This window comes from Oceaniglobus ichthyenteri, assembly GCF_003057885.1.
GTDB classification, from domain to species: domain Bacteria; phylum Pseudomonadota; class Alphaproteobacteria; order Rhodobacterales; family Rhodobacteraceae; genus Oceaniglobus; species Oceaniglobus ichthyenteri.
On record NZ_QAGK01000016.1, the window covers coordinates 39615 to 59564 of the forward strand.

Genomic DNA, 19950 nt, shown 5'->3' on the forward strand with positions numbered 1-19950 from the left:
TTCCACATTTTTAGACTCGGAACCTATTTTCAAACGTTTGGTTTAGAAAGGAAGTGTATTTCCTCGGCGACGGGGCCGGATTTGCAGGAAGATCCATGCGCGCAACAGCTATCTCTTCGCAATCCTGGCGCACCCTCATGGCAGGGCTGGCCATGTCCCTGTTAATTGCTTGTAAAGTCCCGGATGATCCGGAAGGAACGACAGAGGAAGTGACGGGTGGTATCCTCAGAGTCGGGGCGTTGGTAGAACCACTCGACCAGGCGGATAGCGATGCAGTCGCGCGGGTTGCCAGTGCCATGCAAGCAGAGACAGAACTCGTGACAGGTGATCCGCACACGCTTTTTGTGCAGTTGGAAAACGGGAAGTTACACATTATCGCCGGACGTATTCCAGCCAATACACCCTTTGCCGCCGACGTCGGGCTGAGCAATCCGCTGGGCCGCGTAACACTTGGAAATGAAACCGAAGACCGGGTTTTGGCCATTCGCAAGGGCGAAAACAGGTTTCTGATTACGGTAAACCGCGCAATCCGGGGGATGGTCGAATGAGCCACGACCTTCCCGACGAAATCAAGCGCAAGCTGCGCCGTGCCGCCAGACTGGAGTGGTGGTCAATTTTCTGGCTGCTAACCATTATTGTGGTGATGTATTTTGCGATGGGATCCAGCCAGGCAATGAAGACAGCGTGGATCGAGGACACGCTCAGCCTGCTGCCGCCCATCCTGTTCCTGCTGGCGCGAAAGTTCGAGAACAAGCCCGCGACCGAGCAATATCCGTTTGGATTTCACCGTGTCGGGTCGCTGGCTTTTCTTCTGGCTGCTGGCGCGCTGACCGCCATGGGAGGATTCCTGCTCTATGACGCGACCAGTGCTCTGATCCTGCAGGAGCACCCCACCATCGGAAACGTCACGATCCTCGGCTGGGATGTCTGGCTGGGCTGGCTGATGGTCGCCGCACTTGTCTATTCCATCATTCCCCCTGTCATCCTTGGCCACATGAAGAAACCGCTGGCCTGTGCGGCGATGGACAAGATCCTCTACACAGATGCGGATATGAACGCAGCCGACTGGAAGACGGGCTTGGCAGGTATTGCGGGTATCGTGGGCATTGGTTTCGGATTCTGGTGGGCTGATGCGGCCGCGGCAGGGCTGATTTCCTTCGACATCCTGCGGGACGGACTGCGCAACCTTCGCATTGCGGTTGCCGAGCTGCTGGACGGAGCACCCCGAGAACTGGACTCGACCGATGTTCATCCGATCGTCGACACGCTTTCGGCCGAGTTACGTAAGCGGTTTCCGGGCCATGACGTGCAGGTGCGTGAAACCGGACGGTTTGTGCGGGCCAATGTGGTTCCCTTCAAGGGTGCAGAGCTGAACATCGGTGAAGCGCGCAAATTGTTATCAGATGATCAGGCGTGGCGGCTGATGGCGCTCGGGCGGCAACTACAAGATCTGCCTGATCCTTCGGAGGACAGCGAATGATGGACGCTACGAGACCCGTCGAATGACGAAATTTATCGGCTTGTGGATAATGCCGATACATTTGTTTTGCAGCGATTAAAAAGGTCTATTCGCTGATGAACCAATAGTCGAAGCCGGAGTTAAACCAGGACATGTCCGTTGCATGTCAATCGGACACGACGGTATGGAGAACAGGGCGATTTTTCCGATTTCCCGTTCTGGCCAACGCAAAGGCAGACGAGCTTCTCGTCCCGTCTGCAACGGACATGTTGCCAGCCATAAACAAGCAGGCGGCGAAACGGCGGACCCCGGTAGGTGAATACCGGGGTTTCTTATATTTCAGAGCTTGTGAGGTCAGATGCACGATCCGTTCAGGCGCGCACGCGCGAAGACACAGCGCAAGCTAAGACGCGCGGGCGCTTCCGCAATCACCGAAATGTGGAGCACACTCCTTGGCCCGTCCAAACCGAAAAAACGTAGAGCCAGAAAACCCGGAACGCCCGCGCGCAAAGCCGTGAAGCCTGCCAGCCCGTCGCGTGCAGCCGGCGGCGGAAGTGGTAAAGTCAAAGCCCGCGCGGCTGTTCCTGCCACTTCCAGATCCCAGGCAAAGACCCCGCGGGGCGCAACGTTCAAGGCCGGACAGCATGAGACCGCTTTTGGCACCCGTTCATACAAGCTCTATGTGCCGGTCGCTGCGAACACGGCAACGACGCCGCTTCCGCTGCTCGTCATGCTGCACGGGTGTGGGCAATCGTCGAAGGATTTTGCGCGTGGCACCGGGATGAATACACTGGCAGAGGAATTCGGTTTTCTGGTTCTTTATCCGGATCAGGCGCGGGACGCCCATCATTATCGGTGCTGGAACTGGTATAGACGGGGCGATCAGAAACGGGGCGCGGGAGAGCCCGCTTTGCTGGCGGACATGACGCGCAAGATCATTGCCGACTGGAACGCCGATCCCGCCAGAGTCTATGCCGCGGGCCTGTCTGCCGGGGCAGCAGCAGCGTTGATCCTGGCAACGGAATATCCTGACATTTTTGCGGCAGTCGGTGTCCATTCGGGGTTAGCCACAGGTGCCGCGCATGATCCGGCGTCCGCACCGAGAGCGATGCAGCACGGCAATCCCGGCGAGCGTCATGATGCTCAGATGCCGACGATCATTTTTCATGGCGACGCGGATAAGGTCATCAATCCCCGCAACAGTCGTTTCATTGCCATTCGCGCACTCGAACCTTTCGCCCCCCTTGACCGGACAGAAAAGAAAGGGCGCGTTCACGGTGGCCGTGAATTTAGCCGCACCGTGCATCGGGTGGGGAGGGGACGTCCCTACATTGAGCAATGGGTCGTCCACGGGTCTGGACACGCCTGGTCCGGCGGACATGCGGCCGGAAGCTACACCGATCCCACAGGCCCTGATGCCTCGCGGGAGATGGTGCGCTTTTTTCTACGACACCGCACGACCAAGAAGCGTCGATTGACGCTACCTTAGTGAACCCCCGGTCATGCCACCAATTACGGTGAGGCAGGATCATTCACAATCAGATGTCCGGCATCCCACAGGGCGGGACAAACCTCCGCCTCGGCATGGCCGTTGCGCAGTCTGCGACAGGCACCGACGGGAATATCGACAGCGGCCAGAACGTGGTCGGTCATCATGGCGGCAGTCTGGGGCGCGATTGCCCCGTGAATGCCGTCAAGTGAAACACCCACATCGCAGGGTAAAAATACGCTGGCACCACCAACGCCGGTGTCCGTCAGCGCAAAACCGAAGGGCACACCGACTGCGCCCAGAACGCAGACAACCGTCTGAAGCTCGATGGCCCGGGCCCGCGCGCAACTGAACACCCTGTTGTAGCCGGTAATCATATCGGTTTTGGCAGGGATGATCACCAGATCAAGGTCGAGCGTGCCCAGCCGGGACCACAAATCCGTAAATTCGCTGTCGAGGCAGATGATCATGGCAACCCGCAGCCCATTCCAATTGAAGACGTTAATCGATTCACCATGAACGGTAATGCCACCTGCGCCCTGGGCTTCGAGCGGAGTCAGGCTCAGTTTGTCCTGGCTGTGACGCTGACCATCGGGCGTGATCAACCAGGCACGGTTAAAATAGGTCGGGACACCGTCCACCGGTTCGGTCAGGAAGGGTATCGTGCCTGCAAGTATCGAAACACCATGTTTCGCAGACATCGCCGCAATCGCATCGAGCGCTACCTCCCCGCATTCGAACAGCCATTCAAGGGTGTCTGCCTCCGCCATATCTGCGGGCGCAAAGCTCAACCACTGGGCGCAGGCGAACTCCGGCAGGACAAGCATGTGACCGCCCCGAGCCACCGTCTGTGCGACCCGCATTTCCAGTGCAGCAAGCCAAACCTGCAAATCCGGCACCACCGGTTCAAGATTGGCGGCCCAGAGGTCGATCGAGACAAATTCCATGGATTTTTCCAGTTTGGAAGGAGGGTGGGCGGTCTGGCAGATCTTCCGACGCTCGAGACAAGCTCGGACGTTCGTTTGAGGTCGCAGACGGCTTTCAATCAGATTGGTAGGCATGACTTTACGTCTCGTCGCATCAATCTAGATGGAAGCTATGGAATATTAACCGGCGTAGGATCTGCTTTGGTCGATATTAGCCTGTCTGCGCGCGCACCAATTCCTTGGAGAAACACAAATGTCTGAAAAATCACCGCAATTTCGTCCCTCAATCGAGACGCAGAAATCAAATGAGACGACTGAGCGTCCCGAAAAAACGGGGCAAGGCGGCGAAACGCATCAGCAGTCATCCGATGGCGCGCGTTTGACCACAGCGCAGGGTGTGCCGGTTTCGGACAATCAGAACACGTTGAAAGCGGGGCCGCGGGGTCCAGCCTTGCTTGAGGACTTCCATTTCCGCGAGAAGATGTTTCATTTCGACCACGAGCGTATCCCCGAGCGGGTGGTGCATGCCCGGGGCTATGGCGCGCGCGGATATTTCGAGACAACCGACGCGATCCCGGAGCTTACGTCCGCGCATCTTTTGCAGGAGAAGGGCCGCAAGGTGCCGGCATTCGTCCGGTTCTCGACCGTGGCGGGCAACAAGGGGTCGATGGATCTGGCCCGCGATGCACGCGGATTTGCCGTGAAACTCTATACCGAGGAAGGCAACTGGGACATCGTCGGCAACAACATCCCGGTGTTCTTCATCCAGGACGCGATGAAGTTTCCCGATCTGGTGCATTCGGTCAAGGAAGCGCCTGATCGCGCCTTTCCACAGGCGCAATCGGCGCATGACAACTTCTGGGATTTCATCTCGCTCATGCCCGAAGCCATGCACATGGTCATGTGGACCATGTCGGACCGGGGCATTCCGCGGTCGTTCCGGTTCATGGAGGGGTTCGGAGTTCACACATTCCGCTTCGTCAACGCGGAGGGGGAGAGCCATTTCGTCAAGTTCCACTGGAAACCCAAGCAGGGTCTGCAATCGGTCCTGTGGGACGAGGCGGTCAAGATCAATGGCGCCGATCCCGACTTTCACCGACGCGACCTGTGGGGAGCCATTCAAGCGGGCGATTTCCCGGAATGGGAACTGGGCGTGCAGGTGTTTGACGACGCCTTTGCCGACACGTTCGACTTCGATGTGCTGGATGCGACCAAGTTGATCCCCGAAGAGGACGTGCCCGTGCGTATAATCGGGCGGCTTGTGCTGGACAGCGTGGTCGACAACTTCTTTGCCGAAACCGAGCAGGTTGCGTTCTGCACCCAGAACATTGTGCCCGGTATCGATTTCACAAACGACCCGCTGTTGCAGGGGCGTAATTTTTCCTATCTCGATACGCAGATCAAACGTCTGGGCGGGCCGAATTTCACCCATATCCCCGTCAACGCGCCCAAATGCCCCTTTGCGCATTTCCAGCAGGACGGCCACATGGCGATGCACAACCCGGCGGGCCGCGCCAACTATGAGCCCAACAGCTGGAAAGACGGCGGCCCCCGCGCCGATCCGGAGACGGGCTTTACCTCGTTCCCAGAAGCCGTCGAGGGCGAGAAGCGCAAGGTGCGTGCGGAGCTTTTCGCGGATCACTACAGCCAGGCGCGCCAGTTCTATCAAAGCCAGACCGAGGTGGAGCAGGGCCACATCGCCGACGCGCTAATCTTCGAGCTGTCGAAATGCGAGGTGCTGGACATCCGCGAACGTGTCGTGGCGCATCTACCGAACATCGACCCGGACCTCGCGCAAATGGTCGCAGATGGGCTGGGGTTTGAAAAAATGCCCAAGGCCCACACGCCCCGCCGCGAGGTTGTCGAGGGTCTCAAGCCATCGGACGCGCTTTCGATCCTCAAGAACGGGCCGGACAGCTTCAAGGGCCGCAAGCTGGGTATCCTAGTGACCCACGGTATTGACGGCGATCTGCTGGCTTCATTGCAGGACGCTGTCAAGGACGCGGGCGGGATGGTCGAAATCGTCGCACCGACGATCGGCGGCATCAAGACGTCCGACGGAAAGCGCGTGCCGGCGGATCAGAAAGTCGATGGCGGGCCATCCGTGCTCTATGATGCTGTGGCCGTGATGGCATCGGAAGACGGGATCAAAAAGTTGAAGTCCATGCACCCGGCCAAGGGCTTCGCTGCCGACGCATTTGCACATGCGAAGTTCATCGCACTCGCTGGTGAAGCCGAGGAATTGTTTCACGCAGCGGGCGTCGGCGATTTCGATGACGGCGTATTCCGGATTGCGAAAAAGGGCGACTGTGCGGCTTTCATCAAAGCCTGCGGGAAACTGAGATTCTGGCAGCGCAAATGAAGAGCTTCTTTGCCGCTGGTGTGTGACCGGCGGCAAGAGACCCGACGATCAGCGCCCGATCCTATCCATACTCCAGCCCACCGAGAAACCATGTAGGATGGTGGACAGGAAGATCGTCAGCGCGGTGATGATCCACAGGTCAGAGAGATGCGGCAGATCGGCATGGCTGGTGGCATAGGCGAGATAATAGATCGACCCGATCCCGCGCACCCCATAGACGGCAACCACCGCCCGGTCGGAACGGGCTAACGCTCTTGCCGTCAGGGATACCCATCCCGCCAGCGGGCGCAGCACCACGATCAGCAGCACCGCGATGGCGACATGGTTCCAGGTCAGGTCCGCTGCCAGAGCGGGGAGCAGGCCACCCAGGGCAATCAGCAGAAGCGCCGTCAGGGCGTGTTCGATGGATTCCGAGAAATCGTGCAGATGCCGATGATAATGGTGTTCGCTCTCGATACGCCTCAGCGACAGGCCCATCGCGGCCACGGCGATGAAACCGTAGCCCTCGACCAGTTCGGTGGAGCCATAACACAGGAACACCCCGGCAATCGCGATCACCCCCGAGCCGGTATCGGCCAGCCGGGTTTCGCGGGGCAGGTTGAACAGGATCTGGCCCAGCAGCCAACCCCCGGCCCAGCCCATCGCGGCCCCGATGGATATCCGGTAGATCACGTCTTCCAGCAGCCAGCGCAGACCCCAGTCGCCGGGGGCCAGACCCTGCGCGATGACGAGCAGGCCGAGGTAGACGAAGGGAAAGGCCAGCCCGTCGTTCAGCGCGGCCTCCGTGGTCAGGGCAAAGCGCACCGGATGCTCCTGTCCCTCTTGGGGTGGTGCGATCTGCACATCGGCGGCGAGAACCGGGTCGGTCGGTGCCAGCACGGCGGCCAGCAGAAGCGCGGCGCCGACGGTCAGCCCACCCAGAACCACGCCCAGGAGCGCGACCGCCGCGATGGTCAGGGGCATCCCGATCACGAGCAGCCGCAGCGTCGTTCCCCATTTTTCCAGCGGACCGAGGCTGTCGACCCGCATGCCGGCGGCGAAGAGCGCGACGATGACGGTGATTTCCGCCACGACCTCCCACAGCAGGGGGGCGCTGCGGGGGTCGGGAGGTGCGGGCAGGCCGGGGACCGTCAGGACGGCCAGCGCGCCCAGCAGGATCATCAGCGGGGCGGCCGCCGGTTCCCGCGAGGAAACCAGCCGCGGAAACCAGCGCGCCAGGATCACGATGCATCCCGCCACCGCGAGGGTCAGGTGATAGGCGCTGAATTCGAAGAAGGCATCGGTTTCCATTTCAGGCGTCGGCAACCCCCTTGAACAGGGCCTCGTCCACATGATCGCCGTGCAGCACCGAGATATCGCCGGTTGTCTCCAGCACCACGGCACGAACGGATGAGAAATCAAGCGCATTGGCCTCCCGCAACTTTGCGATCAGGTCTTCCTCGGCAACACGCGTCGCGCGCAAGGCATCGTGCAGGATGACGCCGTCCTTCATCAGCAGGACCGGCGTATTCTGAACCAGCGCGTCGAGTCGCGGCGACCAGCGTCGCAGCCGGGAGACGCCATACTGGACGGCAAAGAGGCTGGCCATCGCCGTCAGCGTCTGAAGAAATCCCGTCCATTCCTGCGACTGAGACGCCCCGGCCAGAAGCGAGCCCATGGCAACAGTCATGACGAAGTCGAAATTGGTCATTTTCGAGAATGATCTCAATCCCACGATGCGGACCAGAAAAATGATCCAGGCAATACCGATCACGCTCAGTAGGGAACCCTTGGCCAACGCATCGAGTATAGGTCCGTCAAAAAACATCAATGTATCCCTTGTTTGAAGGTTCTTTTTGCATCCAAGACTTATTCGTTCGAACGCGACCATAGCCGCGTGCGGAATACCCCGTTTCAATGCATATTAAATCCACGCAAGGCAGTCGGGTTTAAAGAAAGTATATGGCAAGGTAGGCACAAGAACAGGGAGTTCTCGGTTAGTGGTCGATTTCAGTGAATTTATACTTCGCGTCCTTTTTTCTGGGGGGTGTGGGTTAATCGTCGGGCTTGATCGCGAGATCAAAGGAAAGCCTCTAGGGGCGGGTGTCTACGTTTTGGTTGCGATCGGCTCTGCCGCCTTAATGGCAGTTACCCTCAATTTTGCTCTGAGCAGCATGGCCGAGGATGAGGCCCTCAGTATTGACCCTACCCGCCTTATTCAGGGTATTGTCGGTGGCATCGGGTTCCTCGGAGCGGGCGCGATCATGTCGCCCAGTGACGACGGGCGACTAAAAGGTGTCCGCAGCGGAGCCGCAATCTGGGCTGTAGGATCGATTGGCATCGCTTGCGGGCTAGGTTTCCTGAAGGAAGCGGCATTTATTTCAGCGCTGATCTTCGTCGTTCTCAATATTTTCGACTGGCTTCATATCAGAGGCAACAAATAGAAAGATTTTCATGTCCAGCACATCCAGTTGCCTCGTGACCAAGCTGTCGCACTATGTCTCACTTTCCGAGGCCGATTGTAATAGGTTAGCTACGCTTGAGAAAGCCGAACGCGTTTTCGATGCAGGACGGGAAGTGTATCAGGGGGGCGACGAGAACAAGGACCTATACGTGGTTAAACATGGCTGGGCCTTCAGCTACACCGATCTTCCTGATGGCCGCCGCCAGATCGTGAAAATCCATCATCCCGGCGACATCATCGGTTTTCCCGATGTCGCCCTCAAACACTCCACGACCACGCTGCGCACTGTCGAGGACGTGTGCCTGTGTCCGTTTCCAAAATCGTCGCTTGACGAAATTTTGCGCAAGTCTCCGAAGCTTTCAGCACTTTTGCTGTCGATAGCGCTTCGCGACCAGGTCGTTTTGATCGATGTGCTCCGTGCAATGGGCCGGATGAGTGCGCAGGAACGGGTCAGCTACATGCTGCTGGATCTGATCGCGCGGCTCAGGATCACCAACCGGGATATGACCGACACCATCCGCCTGCCAATGACCCAGAGCCAGATCGCCGATTATCTGGGCCTTACCAACGTTTACATCAGCAAGACCTTCATCCGGATGGAAGAAGACGGCTACATTCACCGCGATCAGAATCGCCTCCGGATTCTTAGAGAAGATGCGATGATCGAACTTACGGACTTCCACGATCGCTATGCCGACATGGATACTTCGTGGTTTCCGCAAGACTAGAGACGGAAAACCAATTCAATCCAGTTGAAAGCGGGTGTCGACGGTCTGACGCATTGTCAAAGCGTCGGCATGGATCCCGAATTGCCCTACGCGCGGGAACTAAACAGCAACGAGAGTTGTTTGCTTCTTCGGTAGCGTCCGAACCGGACAAACTACTGATTGTAAATAATATTTATCGAAATTTAACGCTTGGGGGCGAATGTGGAAATACGGCTTGTCGCAATCTGTGGAATACTGATTCTGTCCGCTGCCGTTCCGACAGTGGGCATGTTTGTTTGCGCCGCCATCGTTGCAATTCAGGTCGCCCTGATGGCTCTTCGGCCAATTATCGCCTGTTTGCCCACGTCATTGACAGCAGGACAGAAGAGATCCGCTGCCCCGCGATTCTCAATTCATGTTGCGACCCATTCGGAACCGCCTCACTTGGTGATCCGCACCCTACGGGCCTTACTCGATCAGGACTGGCCGTCAGGTGGCTTCAAGATCGTCGTGATGGACAACAACACGGACGATCCGGCGCTGTGGGAGCCGGTCGAAAGGTTTTGCACGGCGCACTCCGACCGGATCACATTCCTGCACCAGATGGGCGTCAGCGGTGCCAAGGCTGGCGCGCTCAACATTGCGCTGGAGCATACCGATGCAGACGCGACCCATGTGGTCACCGTCGATGCGGATTACGTGGTCAGTCGCGACTTCTTGAGCCATGCCGCAGAGGCGCTGCACCGGACGGGGGCGGATTATGTGCAGTTTCCGCAATCCTATGTCGCCACGACGATTGCCGCACCGGGCGTCGATGCCGAGCTGGAGGAATATTTCCGCACCAATGCCGCCGCCGCCGATGAGGCCGAGGCGGTGCTTTTGACCGGCACGCTTTGCGTGATTTCCAAACCGGCGCTGGTTTCCGTCGGCGGGTGGTCGGGCGCCACCACGACCGAGGATGCGGACCTGGGCGTGCGGCTTTGCCATGCCGGATTTACCGGGCGCTTCATCAACCGGGTCGTGGGCAAGGGCCTACTGCCGCTGTCCCTGCGCGATCTTGAAAAGCAGCGGTATCGCTGGTGCAGCGGCAACGTCCAGACCCTGCTGCGGCATGGGCGGACGATCCTCACCCCCGCAGGCGATTTCGACCTACACAAGCGGCTGGTGATTCTCACGCAACTGACCGCATGGTTCAGCCTCGCGCTGGTTCCTTTCGCGCTGCTGACGGTCTGGCTGCTGACCGGCCAGGGGCATACGGCCGCCGCCACGTTGGCTGCGGTGGCCATCCTGCTCGCGCTTTGCGACATCGTTTCACGCGTCGTGGCGCGCGGGATGCGCGACGGGCAGGCCCTTCCGGTCATCCTGCACGCGCTGGCCTGTCGCATCGCGCTGGCGCCGCAATCGGCCAAGGCGACCTTCGATGCGCTCACGGGCTGCCGCCTGAAATTCGTGGTCACCGACAAATCGGGCGGCAAGGGCGCTGGTTCCCTGTCGGCCTGTCACCTCATGGTCTTCCTCACCGCGCTCCTGCTGCTGCTCGGCGTGCAGCCCACCGAGCCGCTGATCCACGCCGCGCTGCTTGTGCTTCTGCTGCCGCTGCCCGCCGCGCTGCTGACCGACAGGAGCCTGCGCGCCTATCGTGCCACCATCGCCTTACCTAAGAAGGAGGTTTCCGCATGACATCCGATCCGCTTGCCCCCTTGGTCGATATCGTCATCCCGACCTGGAACCGCGCGCATCTGATCGCCGGGGCCATTCGCGCCGCGCTCGATCAAAGCTGGTGGAACATCCGCGTCACGGTCATCGACGACGCCAGCACGGACACGACCGAAAGCGCGGTGCAACCATTCCTCGCCAATCCGCGTTTCAACTACATCCGCCTGTCGCAGAACCTCGGCACGGCAAACGCCAAGAACGCGGGCCTACTGCTGACCGCGGGCGATGCGGTCACCTTCCACGATTCCGACGACATCCCGCATCGTGACAAGGTTCTGCACCAGGTCCGCGTGCTGACCGCGCAGGATATCGGCGCCGATGCATGTCTGAACTGGCAACTGGCGGGCAAGGAGGCGGGGCAGAGGCTCGAGGTCAGCGCCGCGCTCACCCACCACGAGTTGATCCTGCCGGACGGGCGGCGCGTCGAGATCCGGCGCGACCTGTCCCTGCTCGATGACGTCTTCCCGAACCTTCAGATGGGCGCGCAGGTGCCGGGGGAGTGGACGCACATCAACTCCGGCCTGTTCCGCGCGGATGTGTTCCGCCGTCTCGGCGGGTTCGAGGATTGCATCGAGGAGGACCGCGAATTCCGCAACCGGCTGATCCTGAATGGCGAGATCATCTGGATCGTGCCGGAACTGTTGCTGACCAAGATCGAGACCCCCGACAGCCTGACGCAATCGGCGGTTTCGGATTACGACAGCGCCAGGCGCAAGGCGGACCGGCAGAAGGTCTGGGCCAAGGTCGAGGCGTGGCGGGAGGCGGGCAGGGTCGCCCCGGTGCCGGTGGATATCCCGACCCTGGGCATCAGCCATGTCAGCCGGCCCGACCTGTTGGCGCGGCGCAACATGCCCGCAATGCCCGACACATCGGCCCGGGTCGAGCGGATCCTCGCCTCCGCCCCGGTGACAGAAATGGCCGCGCAATGAAAGTGCTTCGCAATGAGACTCGGCGTGTGCCTCTGATGATCGTGGACCCGTGCTCTGCTGCGGGTTACGACCTGCCCGATCTCGAGACCGGCGGGCTTGGCGGAACAGAAGCGACCGTGCTGCGGGTGGCCACCGCGCTTAGCCCCCGGTTCGAGATCACGCATTACCAGAACGGTCGCAGCCATCGACACTTGTCGGGAGCGGGCCAGTTGCGATCGCTGCAAGACCTCGATGAGCAGCAAAGACCCGCTGCACTTATCGTCATCAACCGCTGGAAGGTGGCGACCAAGCTGCGCAAGCGACATCCAGACACGCCGATCTTCCTCTGGCTGCACGTCTATCCCGGCCGTCACAACCGCAAGATGGGCGCGGCGCTGAAGGCTGCCGATATCACGGTGATCTGCGTGTCCGAGACGCAGGCGCGTGCGCTTGCGGGGTTCCTCGGGGCGGAGGATGTGCCGCCCATCCGGGTGATCTACAATCCGCTCGATGATGATCTGCACCCCGACGCCACGCCCCGCGATCCCGACCGGCTGCTCTTCGCCAGTTCGCCCCACAAGGGGTTGGCCGAGGTGTTCGAACAATTCGCCGCCCTGCGCCGTGACATTCCGAACCTGACACTTACAGTCGCTGACCCCGGCTATCTGCGCTGGGATACCGGGCCGGTGCCCGAGGGCGTGGTTTTTCTGGGGTCCCTGTCCCATGGCGCGCTCATCCGGCAGATGCGCCGTGCGCTTTGCCTGTTCTATCCGCAGACCACATTCGCCGAAACCTTCGGCCTGGTCCTGGCCGAGGCAAACGCGGTCGGCACGCCGGTGCTGGTGCATGATGGGCTGGGTGCCAATGCCGAAATCGTGGCGGATGCCGCGCAGCGGGTCAACGGCCATGATTCCGCGCAGGTCCTTGCTCGCATTCAGGCGTGGCGGCGTGCGCCGCCGCAGGTCAGCGCCAATCCCGCGTTCCGGCTGGGCCGGGTCGCCGACGACTGGGTGCAGCTGCTGGAACACGCCCCCGGGATGCGCCCGCAATTGAGCGTGGTATAGAGCACATGACAGCTTCCAGACCCCTTGCCGCGTTGCCGCCATCGAACATCGCCGAGCCAGTGCTGGCCGATGTTTCGAAGGCTCTGCGCGCCGCCGCCGCAAAAGAGGAACGCGGCGCGCGCCCGATCAGCCGCTCCATCGACCTGCTGCGACAGGCGGACCTTCTGACCGATGACGGCGCGAGCGATCCCGCCCGCGCCGCCCGCGCCCTGATGCAGGTGGGCGCGGCAAACCTCGGCGTCGGGCGGCTGTTCGAAGGGCATGTCAACGCGCTGCATCTTGTGCGCCTTTATGGAACAAAGGTGCAGAAGGCGCGGGTCGACCGCCGGATCGCCGAGGGCGCCCTGCTGGGCGTCTGGGGGGCCGATGGCGCGGTGCCGGTGACGCTGGACGCCACGGGCAAGCATTTGCAGGGCGGCAAGTGCTTTGCCTCGGGACTGGGCACCGTGACCCATGCGCTGGTCACCGTCGATTCCGGTCCCGAGGTGCGGCTGGCGCTGGTCGATGTGACGGACGCCGCCCGCTCGGACCTCTCCGCATGGGACATGCAGGGGATGCGGGCGACCGCTTCGGGGACCTATGATTTCACGGGCCTGTCGACTGCACAGGTCGAATGGATCGGCAACCCCGGCGACTACCTGAAGGAGCCGCATTTCGTCGGCGGTGTCTGGCGGATCGCGGCCTTGCAGGCTGGCGCCACCGCGGGCCTGCTGGACGGGGCGGCGGCAGATCTTCGCATGGCAGGGCGGATGGACGCGGAGGCCCAGAAGGCGCGCCTGATGAGCGTGTTAATACAGGGCTGGGCCGGCATGGCCTTGGTCGAGCGCGCCGCCGACGCCGCTGCAGATCGCCGCATCGCGCAAGACGACATCGTTGCCACGTCGATTGCGGCGCGGCTCTTTACTGAAGAGGTCGGGCTCGACGCCATCCGGGCCGTCGAGCAGAGCATCGGCCTGCGGCATTTCGACACCGGTTCCGAAACCGGACGCATGGCCCGCGATCTGGCGGTCTATCTGCGGCAGGCCGCGCGGGATGCGTTCCTGCAACGCGCGGCGCAGACGGCCCTCGGCGAAGACGGGCGCATCTGGGGGGTCTTCGGATGAACATGGCACATGCGCCCTTGCTGCCGGACGTGTTCGAGGGTCGCGAAAGCCTCGTCGTGCTGGCCCCGCATCCCGACGATGAATCCCTCGGCTGCGGTGCGCTTCTGGCGCGGGGTTTCGCAGGCGCGGGCGCGCATGTCATCTGCCTGACGGATGGCAGTGCCAGCCACCCCGGATCGCGGCAATGGACACCGGAGCGACTGGCCCGCCAGCGACATGCGGAGATGGTCGAAGCGATCGAGTGTCTAGGCGGAACCGCGCGCGATCTGACTTGGCTGGGCATGGCCGACAGCCGTCTTTATCAGGCCGATGCGACAGAGGTTGCCGCCCGGCTTGAACAGATCATCGAAGGTCATGGCGCGCGCCATGTCTTCGTGCCTGCCGCCGAGGATCACCACGAAGACCACCAGGCAACGGCGCGGTTCGCCGGCGCGTTGCGCAGCCGCCGCCCGGAGTGGGCGTTCTACAGCTATCCCGTCTGGTGCCGCTGGGACGATCCAAAGTTCCGCCAGACCGTCGCCGGCCACGCCCCTGTGTCCGTGCCCCCGGGGTGCCTGCGCGACAGGAAACGCGCGGCAATCCATGCCCATCGAAGCCAACTGGGCAGGGTCGTCACCGATGATCCATCGGGCTTCATTCTTCCGGCAGGGTTCATCGAGAAATTCGTGACCGAAGACGAGATCTTCTGGAGGATGCCGTGATGGGTGTGGGCCGCGATCACCTGCACGCGCTTTATGCCGACACCTCGGACCCCTGGGATTTCGAGCACAGCGGTTACGAACAGGCCAAGTTCGCCGCGACGCGGGCGGCGCTGACGCGGCCCCGCTACGCCTCGGCCTTCGAGCTGGGCTGCGGCAACGGGCAGCTTGCGCGGCATCTGGTGGACATCTGTGACCGCTATACCGGCATGGATGCGGTAGCCATCGCGATCAAGGCAGCGCGCCGGGCCGTGCCGGATGCCACCTTCATCCACGACTTTTACCCTTGTCCGCTGCCAAGAGGCGATTTCGACCTGCTGATCCTGTCCGAGATCCTCTATTTCCTCGATGAGGGCAGCCTGCGTGGACTGGCCTCGGATATCGCCACCGCCTGGCCGAAGGCGGAGGTGCTCTGCGTGAGCTGGCTTGGCGAAACCGACCATGATTTGCAGGGGGCGGAGGCGCTGACGATCTTCACGGCGGCGCTGGACACCCATGATTTCGACTGCGTGGCGCAGACCGACGGGTATCGCATCGACCGCGGACTGCCGAGGGGCACGACATGACCCGCCCCATCGCAAAAGACACCGCGATCGTCATACCCGCCCGCAACGAGGAAGCCCGGATCGGTGCCTGTCTCACCGCCTTGGCCGGACAAGGCAGCGCGACGGTGATCCTCGTGGTCAACAACACCACCGACCGCACCGGCAGCGTGGCCCGCGGCATCGCCGCGCGGCATGACCTTGACCTGACGGTGCTGGAACGCGAACTCGCGCCACACGAAGGTGTCGGGTCGGCACGGAAAATCGGATGCGATCACGCCCTGCAAACCATGCCCGCGCTTCACTACCTTTTGACCACGGACGCGGATTGCATCGTCGGCCCGGACTGGATCGCGCAGAACCTTGCACACCTGAAAACGGCGGACGCTGTCTGCGGCAAGGTCGATCTGATCGCGGATGAGGCCGATATCCTCGCTGGCATGGACCCCCACCTCGCCGAACTGGAAGGCATCTACAGGGCCTTAGTGCAGGACATCTACGCCCGCCACGCGCCGGGGTGTGTGGACATCGCTGACACTCACGGCGAAGCGGCGGGGGCGAGCCTCGCGTTCACCCGCACCGCGTATCTGGATATCGGAGGGTTCGCGCAGGTCAGGTGCGGCGAAGACCGCCGGATTGTGCGGGAACTCCGAACCGCAGGCTGCAAGGTGTGCCACGCCGACGACGTAAAGGTTCAGGCGTCCTGTCGCCTGACCGGTCGCGCGGCGGGGGGCATGTCGGACGCGCTGATGGCGCGGATCAGTGGCATGGATTACCTGATCGACGACTGCCTGCCCTCGGCGAACTGGCTGGTCAGGCAGGCCAGCGGCAAGACGCTCGGCCCTTGGCCCCCGCATGTGCCTGCCCGCTTCCGCCTGCATGTGCAGGATCTCCCGCGACATATCGAAATACTGGAAAACTTTGAGAATTCGGAGCGGCTGATATCCGCCTCGATCGTTCGGGCTGCAGCTACGCCATGTTCCCACCTTGGCATGCCTGCGCCGAACAAGGGGTCAGCGATTGCCCTCGCTGACCCCGATCCGCAGACCTGTCGTGCCCCTGAGGAGCGCATGTCTGTCACCACTCAAACCAATGGGTCGGCCATACCGACCGCGAAAGGAGCGTAAAATGACAACGTTGAAAGACCTTTACATCGAAGAACTACAGGATCTCTGGTCCGCGAATGATCAGATGTCGGACGTGGTGTCGGCCATGGCTGACAAGGCGTCCGACAGCAAGCTGGCTGATCGGCTGAGTTCGGCCAAAAACGGGATCGATCAGCACACCCGCCTTCTGAAATCCCTGCTTGAGGACACAGGTGCCGACGTGAAGAAAGAACATTGCAAGGGCATGGAAGGACTCGTGAAGGAGGCCAAAAAGCACGCGCTCGACAGCGACATGAGTGGTGCCGCGCTCGACGTGGCGATCATCGCGCAATACCAGCGCATGTGCCATTACGGCATCGCCGGTTTTGGAACAACCAAGGCCTTCGCCGAGGCGCTTGGCAATGACGAGGCGGCGCGCAAGCTCGACCAGGCATTGGACAACATCTACGAGTCCGACGATTTCATGACCGAACTTGCCGAGAGATCCAGAAACGTCGACGCCAAAGCGTGAACGCCGTGACCTGATGGTGAGGCGGAATTCTTTGCCTCACTATTTTACTTCATTTTCCAATTGGAGGACGAGAAAGATGACTGTCTCCAAAGACAGCTTGACGAACCTCGATCATCCCCTCTTCGAAAGAGGCACCTCGGGAACTGGAGAGCAATGAAGCGGTTAAATCTTCAATATCGGAAAGTTGAACCATCAGGAGAAACCACATGCACAACGTTTTTTATCTCATCGGCCTCGTAGTGGTCGTTCTCGCCGTTCTTTCCTTTGTCTTTTAACTCAAGGAGATCATCATGACGAATACGAACAAAACCGAATCCGGCACAGACAAGCCTATTGGTGAGAAAGCTAAAGAAGCTGCAACTGCAGCTACGCAAGAAGCCAAAGCAACCGCCCAGGGCGTAGCCGACACCGTTGCAATCGAAGCCGGAAACTATGCGGGTCAGGCGAAAGATGCTGCCGCCGATGAGGTAAAGGGCGTCGCCTCGGCCTTGCGGACTGCGGCGGAGGAGATGCGCAGTGGTTCCCCGCAGGAGCGGACATTCAGCCAAATTGCCGAAGGTCTCGCCGATGCATCGGATGCCATGCGCGACAAGGATCTGGGCGAGATGGTGGGAGCCGTCACCGACTTTGCAAAGCGGAATCCGATGGTCTTTCTCGGCTCTGCCGCCTTGATCGGGTTTGCGGCCACAAGGTTTGCTAAGGCGTCCAGCGACAGCACGTCAAACAGGACGAGCAGCGGTCAACAAGAGCGCCGAATGGATCGTCCAAGTGCCGCTCACCGCTCTGACATCGCAGGTGCAGGCAGCGTGCAAAGCCCAGCAGTCTCAACTTCGCATGAAAGGAGCAAACTATGACTACCGATCCGAATAAATCCACCGGGGGTCTGCTCGGTGATGCACTGACGCATGTCAGCTCCCTTGTGCGTAGTGAGGTCGATCTGGCCCGTGCCGAAGTAAATGAAAACCTCAAAAGCGCTGGGGTTGCTATAGGCATGATTGTCGGAGCGATTGTCGTTGCCCTGACAGCACTCAATGTCCTTTCAGCAGCGCTGGTCGCGGCGCTGACAGAGGCTGGCATTCCTGCGGGCTGGTCGGCGCTGATCGTGGGCGTGGTCTTTGCGATCATCGCTTACGTGATGCTCAACAAGGGGACGAATGATCTGAAACTCAGCAGTCTTGCTCCGACGCGGACCGCTAAAAACGTCAAGCGCGATGCACAAGCCGTAAAGGAGGTTTACGATGACAAATGATACACGCAGCCCCGAAGAAATCGAACGCGATATCGAACGTGAACGCGCCGGTCTGACGGACACGCTGGACGATCTTCAGGACAGATTTTCGATCGAGCATGTTGCACGGCAATTCTCGGACCAATTCCGTGAACATGGCGGCGATATCGGACGATCCGTATCTGAGGCGGTCAAACGCAACCCAGTTGCGCTGGCCCTGACTGGTGTCGGGCTTGCCTGGCTGATGATGGGCGACAGGTCCGATGGCCGTGACCGTTATGATCGTGACCGCCGCTTTGGTCGGTCCGACTACGATGACCGCTATGATGATTCTCGTCGCGATCGCGATGAAGTCGGTCGAACTCGGTTACCAAGTCGTGCTTCGACCGCCCCGCAAGGTCGGAAAATGGGCCCACAGCCAGGTGACCCCTCAAAGCCCTACTATTCTGGCCGCTACGGAAGTCACGACAACACACCTTCTTGGGCGCGAACGTCCGATGATGATCAGGAAGGGTTGGGAACGAAAGTTAGCAATGCGGCATCCAGCGCAGGTGAAAGTGTTTCAGGCGCAGCCTCAAGCGCTGCCGGAACTGCACGAGATGCCGGGACGTCAGTCGCTGACACGGCAAAAGGTGCCGCGAGTGCTGTAGCGAATGCTGGTAAATCCGTGGCTGACAGCGCCCAGAACCTTGCATCCTCCGCATCTGAGCGAGCCTCGGCATTGCGTGAACGCTTGGCCGAAGGCACTGAAAATCTCACTGAGGACGCACGTGATCGCGTGATCTCCGCCCGCGAGAGCGCTATCGAAGCCCGTGATGCAGCAGCATCATACGCGCGACAGGGGCGTGAACGCGCTGTGGATATCTTCGAAGAACAACCGCTTATTGCCGGTGCGCTTGCTGTCGCGCTAGGTGCGGCGTTAGGTGCCGCTCTGCCACGTAGCCGGATGGAGGATCAGTATCTGGGAGAGACGAGCGACCAACTGATGAACGAGGCGGAACGGATCTTCGACGAAGAAAAACAGAAGGTTGGTAAAGTCGTAAAAGCTGCCACGGACGAAGCCAAAGACATTGTGAGCGAAGCTAAGGACAATGCTGACGATGCTGCACCGGCGGATACGGCGGATACGGCGGCTCAAGCGGTGGCCAACAAGACGAAATCCGCTGGAAAGCGCATAGCCGATGCTGCGCAATCCGAAGCTAAAAAGCAGAACGTGGGCGACGTGAAAAAGTAGTAAGCGTCATCTGCACTAACCATATCAGCCCGTGCGTGAAGTGCGGGCTGATCTGTTTGCGTAGCGCAGCGAGGACACGGCTCTGTCTGATAGCGTTGCCAAAGGGGGGAAGGCTGCTGCGCCTTCACCCTATTGAAGCAGGGTATCCAGCCTATCTAGATTCCATCTGCCAAAAATTGGCATGCGATTTCAAATCAATGTCTTTGAGCATCCGCAAATCCTGCGCGGCCTTTCGCGCGTTCAACTGGTGATTGGAACCAGCGTGTCTGAGGGAAGTTGACTCAGTGAACAGAAACACGAACCAAAGTGAGGTAACTAATGGACCATTCCAAGCACACCCCCCTCCAAGCTAACGAACTGACGTCCGCGAACGTCGATGGCGCTAACGTTTACGGCCCCGATGACAGCCACATCGGTGACGTGTCGCATTTCCATGGCACGGGTCATTCCGCGC

The 19950-nt window shown here is 60.6% G+C and carries 20 protein-coding genes; 17 read left to right on the top strand and 3 right to left on the bottom strand.

What is annotated here, in order from left to right:
• Positions 1 to 95 precede the first annotated feature (95 nt).
• From C8265_RS17480 to C8265_RS17490, 3 genes are all read left to right on the top strand, one after another.
• The gene (locus C8265_RS17480; protein WP_126623199.1) at positions 96 to 548 is read left to right on the top strand and encodes an enoyl-CoA hydratase; all 453 of its coding nucleotides are present in this window, start codon (positions 96 to 98) and stop codon (positions 546 to 548) included.
• Entirely contained in the window at positions 545 to 1480 is a 936-nt protein-coding gene (locus C8265_RS17485) for a cation efflux transmembrane domain-containing protein (RefSeq protein ID WP_108485330.1), read from the top strand. Before C8265_RS17480 ends, C8265_RS17485 begins: the two co-directional genes overlap by 4 nt.
• 337 nt (positions 1481 to 1817) lie before the next feature.
• On the top strand, positions 1818 to 2948 hold the full coding sequence (locus tag C8265_RS17490; protein ID WP_108485331.1) for an extracellular catalytic domain type 1 short-chain-length polyhydroxyalkanoate depolymerase: 1131 nt from the start codon (positions 1818 to 1820) through the stop codon (positions 2946 to 2948).
• Between the two features lie 23 nt (positions 2949 to 2971).
• On the opposite strand, the gene C8265_RS17495 is transcribed toward C8265_RS17490, so the two are convergent.
• Positions 2972 to 4009, bottom strand: coding sequence for a nitrilase-related carbon-nitrogen hydrolase (locus C8265_RS17495; RefSeq protein ID WP_108485332.1), 1038 nt, complete (start codon positions 4007 to 4009; stop codon positions 2972 to 2974).
• A gap of 118 nt (positions 4010 to 4127) precedes the next feature.
• On the opposite strand from C8265_RS17495, the gene C8265_RS17500 reads away from it, so the two are divergent.
• Positions 4128 to 6236 carry a catalase gene (locus C8265_RS17500; RefSeq protein WP_108485333.1) on the top strand — a complete coding sequence of 703 codons (2109 nt, stop codon included), beginning with the start codon at positions 4128 to 4130 and terminating at the stop codon, positions 6234 to 6236.
• A gap of 48 nt (positions 6237 to 6284) precedes the next feature.
• Here C8265_RS17500 and C8265_RS17505 read toward each other — a convergent pair whose 3' ends face one another.
• Together C8265_RS17505 and C8265_RS17510 are read right to left on the bottom strand one after the other, a co-directional pair.
• The gene (locus C8265_RS17505) at positions 6285 to 7526 is read right to left on the bottom strand and encodes a cation:proton antiporter (protein WP_108485334.1); all 1242 of its coding nucleotides are present in this window, start codon (positions 7524 to 7526) and stop codon (positions 6285 to 6287) included.
• Position 7527: 1 nt separating this feature from the next.
• Positions 7528 to 8043: a DUF421 domain-containing protein gene (locus C8265_RS17510; RefSeq protein WP_108485335.1), complete on the bottom strand. Its 516-nt coding sequence runs from the start codon at positions 8041 to 8043 to the stop codon at positions 7528 to 7530.
• Positions 8044 to 8215: 172 nt separating this feature from the next.
• Between C8265_RS17510 and C8265_RS17515 the strand changes: the two genes are divergently transcribed.
• The 13 genes from C8265_RS17515 (at position 8216) to C8265_RS17575 (ending at position 19496) form a co-directional block, all read left to right on the top strand.
• Entirely contained in the window at positions 8216 to 8659 is a 444-nt protein-coding gene (locus C8265_RS17515) for an MgtC/SapB family protein (RefSeq protein ID WP_164512376.1), read from the top strand.
• Positions 8660 to 8669: 10 nt separating this feature from the next.
• Positions 8670 to 9407, top strand: coding sequence for a Crp/Fnr family transcriptional regulator (locus C8265_RS17520; RefSeq protein WP_108485337.1), 738 nt, complete (start codon positions 8670 to 8672; stop codon positions 9405 to 9407).
• A 309-nt stretch (positions 9408 to 9716) separates the two neighbouring features.
• Complete coding sequence (locus C8265_RS17525; protein ID WP_276308512.1) at positions 9717 to 11066, top strand: glycosyltransferase family 2 protein; 1350 nt, start codon at positions 9717 to 9719, stop codon at positions 11064 to 11066.
• On the top strand, positions 11063 to 12031 hold the full coding sequence (locus C8265_RS17530) for a glycosyltransferase family 2 protein (protein WP_108485339.1): 969 nt from the start codon (positions 11063 to 11065) through the stop codon (positions 12029 to 12031). Before C8265_RS17525 ends, C8265_RS17530 begins: the two co-directional genes overlap by 4 nt.
• Before the next feature lie 35 nt (positions 12032 to 12066).
• Positions 12067 to 13074 (top strand): glycosyltransferase, encoded by a 1008-nt coding sequence (locus C8265_RS17535; protein ID WP_164512377.1) that lies wholly within the window; start codon positions 12067 to 12069, stop codon positions 13072 to 13074.
• A gap of 5 nt (positions 13075 to 13079) precedes the next feature.
• Complete coding sequence (locus C8265_RS17540) at positions 13080 to 14177, top strand: acyl-CoA dehydrogenase family protein (RefSeq protein ID WP_108485341.1); 1098 nt, start codon at positions 13080 to 13082, stop codon at positions 14175 to 14177.
• Positions 14174 to 14878 (top strand): PIG-L deacetylase family protein, encoded by a 705-nt coding sequence (locus C8265_RS17545; RefSeq protein WP_108485342.1) that lies wholly within the window; start codon positions 14174 to 14176, stop codon positions 14876 to 14878. Before C8265_RS17540 ends, C8265_RS17545 begins: the two co-directional genes overlap by 4 nt.
• Positions 14878 to 15441, top strand: a complete 564-nt coding sequence (locus C8265_RS17550; protein ID WP_108485343.1) for an SAM-dependent methyltransferase — start codon at positions 14878 to 14880, stop codon at positions 15439 to 15441. The genes C8265_RS17545 and C8265_RS17550 overlap by 1 nt, the downstream gene beginning before the upstream one ends.
• Positions 15438 to 16544 carry a glycosyltransferase family 2 protein gene (locus tag C8265_RS17555; protein WP_108485344.1) on the top strand — a complete coding sequence of 369 codons (1107 nt, stop codon included), beginning with the start codon at positions 15438 to 15440 and terminating at the stop codon, positions 16542 to 16544. The genes C8265_RS17550 and C8265_RS17555 overlap by 4 nt, the downstream gene beginning before the upstream one ends.
• Before the next feature lies 1 nt (position 16545).
• A complete protein-coding gene (locus C8265_RS17560) occupies positions 16546 to 17034 on the top strand; it encodes a YciE/YciF ferroxidase family protein (RefSeq protein ID WP_108485345.1) in 489 nt (162 codons plus the stop codon).
• Between the two features lie 290 nt (positions 17035 to 17324).
• Entirely contained in the window at positions 17325 to 17888 is a 564-nt protein-coding gene (locus C8265_RS17565; RefSeq protein ID WP_108485346.1) for a hypothetical protein, read from the top strand.
• A complete protein-coding gene (locus C8265_RS17570; protein ID WP_108485347.1) occupies positions 17885 to 18283 on the top strand; it encodes a phage holin family protein in 399 nt (132 codons plus the stop codon). Before C8265_RS17565 ends, C8265_RS17570 begins: the two co-directional genes overlap by 4 nt.
• On the top strand, positions 18273 to 19496 hold the full coding sequence (locus C8265_RS17575) for a DUF3618 domain-containing protein (RefSeq protein WP_108485348.1): 1224 nt from the start codon (positions 18273 to 18275) through the stop codon (positions 19494 to 19496). Before C8265_RS17570 ends, C8265_RS17575 begins: the two co-directional genes overlap by 11 nt.
• Positions 19497 to 19950: the final 454 nt, after the last annotated feature.

What these genes read in the sequence shown, in the direction of transcription:
- C8265_RS17485 (WP_108485330.1), top strand. Translation starts at nt 545, where the DNA reads ATGAGCCACGACCTTCCCGACGAAATCAAGCGCAAGCTGCGCCGTGCC.
- C8265_RS17575 (WP_108485348.1), top strand. Translation starts at nt 18,273, where the DNA reads ATGACAAATGATACACGCAGCCCCGAAGAAATCGAACGCGATATCGAA.
- C8265_RS17570 (WP_108485347.1), top strand. Translation starts at nt 17,885, where the DNA reads ATGACTACCGATCCGAATAAATCCACCGGGGGTCTGCTCGGTGATGCA.
- C8265_RS17480 (WP_126623199.1), top strand. Translation starts at nt 96, where the DNA reads ATGCGCGCAACAGCTATCTCTTCGCAATCCTGGCGCACCCTCATGGCA.
- C8265_RS17535 (WP_164512377.1), top strand. Translation starts at nt 12,067, where the DNA reads ATGATCGTGGACCCGTGCTCTGCTGCGGGTTACGACCTGCCCGATCTC.
- C8265_RS17545 (WP_108485342.1), top strand. Translation starts at nt 14,174, where the DNA reads ATGAACATGGCACATGCGCCCTTGCTGCCGGACGTGTTCGAGGGTCGC.
- C8265_RS17540 (WP_108485341.1), top strand. Translation starts at nt 13,080, where the DNA reads ATGACAGCTTCCAGACCCCTTGCCGCGTTGCCGCCATCGAACATCGCC.
- C8265_RS17555 (WP_108485344.1), top strand. Translation starts at nt 15,438, where the DNA reads ATGACCCGCCCCATCGCAAAAGACACCGCGATCGTCATACCCGCCCGC.
- C8265_RS17565 (WP_108485346.1), top strand. Translation starts at nt 17,325, where the DNA reads ATGACGAATACGAACAAAACCGAATCCGGCACAGACAAGCCTATTGGT.
- C8265_RS17525 (WP_276308512.1), top strand. Translation starts at nt 9,717, where the DNA reads ATGGCTCTTCGGCCAATTATCGCCTGTTTGCCCACGTCATTGACAGCA.
- C8265_RS17520 (WP_108485337.1), top strand. Translation starts at nt 8,670, where the DNA reads ATGTCCAGCACATCCAGTTGCCTCGTGACCAAGCTGTCGCACTATGTC.
- C8265_RS17490 (WP_108485331.1), top strand. Translation starts at nt 1,818, where the DNA reads ATGCACGATCCGTTCAGGCGCGCACGCGCGAAGACACAGCGCAAGCTA.
- C8265_RS17550 (WP_108485343.1), top strand. Translation starts at nt 14,878, where the DNA reads ATGGGTGTGGGCCGCGATCACCTGCACGCGCTTTATGCCGACACCTCG.
- C8265_RS17560 (WP_108485345.1), top strand. Translation starts at nt 16,546, where the DNA reads ATGACAACGTTGAAAGACCTTTACATCGAAGAACTACAGGATCTCTGG.
- C8265_RS17495 (WP_108485332.1), bottom strand. Translation starts at nt 4,009, where the DNA reads ATGCCTACCAATCTGATTGAAAGCCGTCTGCGACCTCAAACGAACGTC.
- C8265_RS17510 (WP_108485335.1), bottom strand. Translation starts at nt 8,043, where the DNA reads ATGTTTTTTGACGGACCTATACTCGATGCGTTGGCCAAGGGTTCCCTA.
- C8265_RS17505 (WP_108485334.1), bottom strand. Translation starts at nt 7,526, where the DNA reads ATGGAAACCGATGCCTTCTTCGAATTCAGCGCCTATCACCTGACCCTC.
- C8265_RS17500 (WP_108485333.1), top strand. Translation starts at nt 4,128, where the DNA reads ATGTCTGAAAAATCACCGCAATTTCGTCCCTCAATCGAGACGCAGAAA.
- C8265_RS17530 (WP_108485339.1), top strand. Translation starts at nt 11,063, where the DNA reads ATGACATCCGATCCGCTTGCCCCCTTGGTCGATATCGTCATCCCGACC.